5 protein-coding genes are annotated in these 4927 nt (G+C 35.4%); 1 reads left to right on the forward strand and 4 read right to left on the reverse strand.

Features of this window, described 5'->3' with window-relative positions:
• The 4 genes from AC06OU_RS03800 to AC06OU_RS03815 all read right to left on the reverse strand — a co-directional run.
• On the reverse strand, window positions 1-401 hold a 401-nt coding region (locus AC06OU_RS03800), incomplete at its 3' end, for a DUF1850 domain-containing protein (RefSeq protein ID WP_475854083.1).
• Window positions 391-1380, reverse strand: a complete 990-nt coding sequence (locus tag AC06OU_RS03805) for a TAXI family TRAP transporter solute-binding subunit (RefSeq protein WP_475854084.1) — start codon at window positions 1378-1380, stop codon at window positions 391-393. The genes AC06OU_RS03800 and AC06OU_RS03805, both read right to left, overlap by 11 nt.
• A 345-nt stretch (window positions 1381-1725) precedes the next feature.
• Window positions 1726-2577, reverse strand: coding sequence for a DegV family protein (locus AC06OU_RS03810; RefSeq protein ID WP_475854086.1), 852 nt, complete (start codon window positions 2575-2577; stop codon window positions 1726-1728).
• Window positions 2578-2851: 274 nt separating this feature from the next.
• Window positions 2852-3955 (reverse strand): TolB family protein, encoded by a 1104-nt coding sequence (locus AC06OU_RS03815; protein WP_475854088.1) that lies wholly within the window; start codon window positions 3953-3955, stop codon window positions 2852-2854.
• A 585-nt stretch (window positions 3956-4540) separates the two neighbouring features.
• Between AC06OU_RS03815 and AC06OU_RS03820 the strand changes: the two genes are divergently transcribed.
• Window positions 4541-4735 (forward strand): hypothetical protein, encoded by a 195-nt coding sequence (locus AC06OU_RS03820; RefSeq protein ID WP_475854089.1) that lies wholly within the window; start codon window positions 4541-4543, stop codon window positions 4733-4735.
• Window positions 4736-4927: the final 192 nt, after the last annotated feature.

The raw sequence follows: 4927 nt of genomic DNA on the forward strand, positions 1-4927 counted from the left end.
TACGTCTCACCATAGTCATAGATTTTAATTTCCTTGTCATCAAGATAAATCGTACTATCCACATGTTCTGAAATAGTGAGATTTAACTCTTTGTAAGGTTGATTGATTTTCATCTTTACATAGCCGTCCACTAACTCTACGTCTTCAGCAATAGAGGGAACTCCTGCACCAAAGGTTTTAAACTTCGTGCTCTCTAATAGTAATTGTTCTTGATTTATTTCGTAGTGCTCTATCCATTCTTCTTTTTCTACGGAATGAATCCACCCTAAATCGAATTGTGTAGTCTTGGCATATACAATTCGGTCGGAAAATTCAAACACTAAAACAGGAAAACGAATGAAAAAAATTGCCAGGAGTATAAGTAAAATCCCTATACTCCCGAACAATTTTTTATTGCTCATCGTAATAACGTTTTGCTCCTGGGTGAAGATCACCGATTATACCTTCTTGTGCACCTTCAAGTGATATATCTCCAGCAGCTTGGTGAGAGTTTACTAGCTTAGGTAAACTTTCGAAAAAAGTTTTTGTTAATTTATATACATCATCTTCACTTAAATCACTTTTTACAACTAATGCATTCGGTACGGCAGCTGTAAATACAGACTCTGTATTGCTATATACATTGGCAGCGATTTCATAAGAGATGAAATATGGATGTTCTTTTGCAATTTCTTCTACTTTTTCTGGACTAACTGTCACTAAAACAATATCAGTCGTTTCAGCTAATTCCATAACAGATGCGTTTGGAATACCACTTGTTAAAAACGCAGCGTCAATTGTACCTGCATTTAAACCATCTGCCGCTTCGGCATAGCCTAGGTAATCTACTTTAATATCATCATACGTAATGCCATGACCATTTAAGAGAGTACGTGCGTTTACCTCTACACCAGAGTTTTGATCCCCTACTGCTACACGCTTCCCTTTTAAGTCTTCAATTGTTTCAATCCCAGCATCTGCTTTAGCTATAATTTGTACGACGTTGGGATACAGTGTAGCCATTGTGGAAACGCCTTCAATTGGCTCTTTAAAGCTAACTTCACCATTGATTGCCTGTGATAAAGCATCACTCATAACATAGGCCATTTCTATTTTCCCTTGTGCCATTAAATTTAAGTTTTCTACGGAAGACCCTGTCGTTTGAGTACGAGAATTGACATCATACTCCTGTGTATAGATGTCAGCCAATGTTGTACCAATAATATTATACGGACCTGATGCTCCGCCAGTTGCGATTGTTACGATGTTAGTAGACAATCCATCCTCTGATGAACTTTCCCCTGCACTACCACCATTTTCTGTATCATCCCCACACCCTGCTAAAAGAACCCCTGCAAATAACAAACTTGAAAAAAACGATAGTTTTTTCTTAGAAATCATTTATTAACTCCCCCTTATAAAATAATTATATATTACAAAAATTGCGAAATAAAGAATTTTAATTATATTCAGTGCATTAGGTTGTTTTTTCTCTCTAAATTTTATTAATAACTATTTTAACAATAGAGCTCTATGAAGCAGTGTTAGGACGTCACTTTCCTAAAAATAAAAACCCTCGCTTCTCCCTTCAAACAACTAGTTAAGAAAAGCTTCTCTCACAAGAAATTGGGGCTAAACAATATTAAAAAAAGACGGTTTAGAGGTGCATTATTACACTTCTAAACCGTCTTTTATGTTATCCAAACAATCTTCATAGTAAGTGGAGTCAATGTTCCAGATGTTAATCTAATTTTCTATCCCTGCAATTCCAAATCCTCCAGGTCCAGCATGGGTAGAAATCATGGCGCCGGCCTGCATCCATGTTATATTTTTAAAGCCTGCTTCCTTGGCCATTTTATCTATTCGACTCTTAATACTTTCATCGAGTCCGATAGAGTAAATCAGGTATAGCTGCTGTCGATCAATATCATATTGGTTCAAATAATCTTCTATGAGCTTTTCCGCCACTTTACTCATATTCCCACGGTATTTTCTAGTTGAAACAAGCTTTCCTTCTTTTAATTCAATGCATGGCTTAATTTTTAGCAAAGACCCTCCAATGTAAGCCATGTTACTTACCCGTCCACCTGATCTTAGAAAGTCTAAACTACCAGGGATGAAAGCCAGCTTTGTTTTTGGAACCACAGATTCTATTTTTTCTATGAGGCTAACATGATCCATGTTAGGTTCTTCCTCCAGTAAGGTGGCTGCATACAACACCACTGCGGCTAGTCCTCCTGTCACGTTTAGCGTATCGACCAGGTAAAGGTTTTCAAAATCCTCTGCTGCAATTAATGCACTTTGAAACGAAGCAGATGCTTTTGACGTATATCCAATATGAATAATGATACTCTCAGGAAAGTTGGTTCTAATTTTTGTAAACAACTCTTGATACTCATGTACATTCGTTGCTGTTGTAGATGGAATTTTTTTTGTGCGACTATGATAATCGAAGTCGTCCTCTACAGGCAACTCTCCATCCAAATAATCTTTCCCATCCATGACGACATGCATTGGTACCACTTGAATTTGATATTTTTCTACCAGGTCCTCCGGTAGATCCGCTCCACTCTCTGTCGATAAGATAATTTTTCTCATAATACATTCCTTTCAACTAAAGTAGTCCTTACAGCGTACTTATTAATTTTCACTTAACCTAAATATACACTAAAAGGGTAAATTATACAGTTAAATAATCAGAATATTTTAGACAATATTTCAATCTATTTTGTCTAAAATTCATCTATGATACTAACCTGTACCCTTTTGATCATAAAGATAAAAGCAGATCGTCTAGATATGCATTTTAGCACTTCTAGACGATCTGCTTTTTTGTATCATAAGCTTTTATTCTATTAAAGTAAAAACTGCACTAATCAATAGAAATGATACTGCTGTTATAAATTTTTTCATCCAATTCAACAACGGAAATTTTTTTGCCTGAAGGACTCCATTTGGTTTTCACATTTCCTATGTCTTGAACAATTTGTATGGATTCATCAGAAGATACTTCATATAGGTATAGTCCACTAACTTCTTCACCGTTTATGATAGAGCTTGACTGATATACAATCATTTGCTGATTCGAAGACCAGGAAGCGCCTGTCACATCAGAACCTTCTGCAATTGTACTTTGTATATTTCCATCAGTATCCGCGATTATTAGCTTTTTCGTATCCCCTGTTGTCTGCTTAACAAGTAATTGCTTTCCATCCGGAGATAGTGTGATTCTTTCTGCATTTTTCAATGGAAGTTTCTTTTTTTCTTTGGTGTTCCAATCCATCTTATATACTTGAAAGGAAGGGTTTTCTGTTGTTATATAGTAGATTTTTTCTTGCATTTTATGAACATTAAACAACTGCTCCTCCTGAAGCTCGGCAATCGGAGTTACATTCCCCTCCGTATCAGCCATAACTGCACCACCCGCATAGGAAGCACCGATTACGTGGTTCTCGTCAGTCCACTCAGCGGTATAGACACTACCAATAATATCCTCGGTAACAAGCGTTTTCTCCCCTTCCCCTAAACTCATCATATAATAGGCGATATCTCCAATAGAGTTTTCATAATATAAGAGGTGTTTTTTATCCGGAGACAAAGTTGCCCCACCGAGAAACATATCTTTTTGAGCTTTAATTGTTTTAAATTCTTTAGTATCCAAATTGTACACGTATATACTTCTAGGATAGAACTCTGCATTTTCTAACAAACTCATTTTTTTAAATTCCTGGTTTTCTTTTGCAAGAACAACAGTATGCTCATCGATCCAGTCGGTAATTTCCATTCCCTCATAATTTTCAATTTTTCCAATGGAAATTGGATCAACTTCGTTTTCGTTGCTTTCGTTTTCACTATCGATAATACCTTCCCCTGGCTTTTCTATGTCTGTTTTGTTTTCCTCCTGTTCGTCACTGCAAGCATAAAGAGTTAATAAGACTAGTAAGAGCGTGATAGTGCAAAGTATTAATTTTTTCATTTGAATCATCTCCCTTCTCTAATATCTTATGTAAAAAACATCTAATATCCTCCTTGCAACTAATTAAAATAATTTAACTGTTAGATTTATAGAGGATTTCAACTAAGCACTTACATTGCTTTTGCCATAATAGTTTTCTTCTTTAATTGACTTTTTTCAATTTTTTCACTCCCATTATGAGTGGACTATAAATATAACCCTTCAATTTTTTGGATATATAATACTCTTTAAAGTATTTTTTGAAAGGAGTGCTTACTATAAAATCTAATCCATTTCTATTGTTTTATCTTATTATTATTCTCGTATTATTTGTTTGTTCTGATACAAAAAGTGAGACTAGTTGGGAAAATTATAAAAAAAGTGTGCCGGAAACAGTAGAGTTAAATGACAATGGACTCTCGGAAGATGTTTTAAATCAATTAAAAATAACTATGTTTTCTACTATTCCTTTTGAAGTAAAACAGATCGTCATAACTCCTTTGCAGAATAAAGAAAATTCAAAAGAACCTTTGCTAATTGATATTTCATTTATTGGTAAGGAAGATGTTCTTTATGTGTCTAACCTTTTTACAAGAAGATCGAACCTTGGCAACATCAGAAACAGTAGAATTGAATAATGGAAAAGAGGCTATATGGGATGAAGAAGGAAGTGGCAAAGTTCTATCGTGGCATCACAGTGAAGCGAATGTTGTCATTGGTTTAATGATGACTACTCGGATAGGAGAGGAGAATGACTATACCGTTAAGGGTTTTCTGAAGATGGCTAATTCTATTGAATGAGCCTTGCAGATGTAAAAATTTTTCCTAAGTCATTACTCAGCTAACTCCAACCAAGTAACAACTAGGTAATGTCCTGGTGTCTGTGGCAACACATGGGGTATTTGGTGACACTCTATCGTTAAAAACGCATACTTTATAATCTTGGGAATAGTGAGTCATTGGAGCAACCTTTATTCGATTTTTTACTTGTAC

The organism is Psychrobacillus sp. (genome assembly GCF_056205495.1).